This is a genomic window from Kitasatospora sp. NPDC057198 (assembly GCF_042670125.1).
In the GTDB taxonomy this organism is placed as follows: domain Bacteria; phylum Actinomycetota; class Actinomycetes; order Streptomycetales; family Streptomycetaceae; genus Kitasatospora.
On sequence record NZ_JBHUWH010000857.1, the window covers coordinates 1 to 1,451 of the forward strand.

At 68.8% G+C, this 1,451-nt stretch carries 1 protein-coding gene; it reads right to left on the bottom strand.

Annotated features, from left to right (window positions below):
- Positions 1-45 precede the first annotated feature (45 nt).
- Positions 46-1,197, bottom strand: a complete 1,152-nt coding sequence (locus ACFUEL_RS39665) for an endo-1,4-beta-xylanase (RefSeq protein WP_380243079.1) — start codon at positions 1,195-1,197, stop codon at positions 46-48.
- Positions 1,198-1,451 lie beyond the last annotated feature (254 nt).

The window sequence follows — 1,451 nt, forward strand, 5'->3', positions numbered from 1 at the left end:
GCCCCCCACAGGGCGCTCCGGCGGGCCGGGTCGGTGGGGCCGGGGTCAGTGCTTGGACTTGCCGGCGGCCAGCTGGAGGTCCTGCTGGAGGGCGTAGTAGGCGGGCTTGGGGGCCATGTTGACGTCGTAGAGCAGGCCGTAGCCGGTGCCGGCGAAGGTGCCGGGGATCCAGGAGTCGCCGTCGTACACGCCCCAGGCGGTGAACGAGATGCACTGGTCGACCAGCTGGCAGGCGGTCAGCATCTGGGAGAACTCGTAGGGCTGGGCGAAGGCGGCCAGCTGGCTGGTCGGCACCTGCTCGGTGGCGTTGTTCACGAAGGTGCGCACGTCGGCCTCGGTGACGGCGACCTTCAGGCCGAGGTCCCCGTACGCCTGGAGGTCGGACTGGAAGAGCTTGCCGTCGAAGCCGTACTGGGTGTCCAGGTGGCCCTGCTCGCCGATGCCGTTGATCGGGACGCCCTGGGCGACGAGCTCGGCGGCGTAGTCGTGCACGGCCTGGAACTTGGCGTTGCTGCCGTCCTGGCCGGCGATGTTGTAGTCGTTGTAGAAGAGCAGGGCCTTCGGGTCGGCCTGGTGGGCCCAGCGGAAGACGTCGGCGAGGACGCCCTCGCCGAGGTTCTTGATCCAGAAGTCGTCGCCGTTCAGGCCGTTGGGCAGCGGGTTCGGGTCCCAGGAGTTGGCGAACACCTCGTTGGCGACGTCCCACTGCCAGATCTTGCCGCGGAAGTGGGTGACCTCGTCGGTGACGTGCTTGTGCAGGATCTCGCGCAGCTGGTCCTTGCTGATGCTGCCGTCGGCGACGCCGCTGGTGAGCCAGGACGGCAGCTGGTTGTGCCAGAGCAGGGTGTGCCCGCGCACCTGCTGGCCGTGCTGCTCGGCGAAGGCCACCAGCCGGTCGGCGGCGGCCCAGTCGTAGCTGCCCCGGGTGGGCTCCACCGACTCCCACTTCATGGCGTTCTCCGCCGTCACGACCGAGAACTGGTCCGCGACGATGGCGGTGTACGGCTGGTCGCTGCCGAGGTGGGCGTCGTCGACGGCGGTGCCGATGCCGAGCTTCTGCTGGGCGCCCAGGGCCCGCAGGGAGTCGGCCGCGGGCTTGGGGTGCTTGTTCGGGGCGGCGGTGGCGATCGCGGACGGGGCGAGCGCGAGGACGGCGGCGGTGGCGGCCGCGGCCGCGAGTGAACGGCGTAGCTTCACAGCGGACTCCTGGGTGGGGGAGGGCGAGGAGTGTCGAAAGTTTCGAAAACTCGATCGAACTTCCATGAAGCTAGTGCGGCAAATCGCCCCCAGTCAATAAGGCTGCACACCTCAGAAGTTGAACGATTCCTCGGGATCCCCCTTGCCCCAGCCCGAGTGGGCTGGGGAAACTCCTGGCGCAGCCGGGGTCCGAAGTTTCCGATCGAAGTTCGGTAGTTTTCATTGACGCGCCGCGCCGCGGCCCCCTAGCCTCC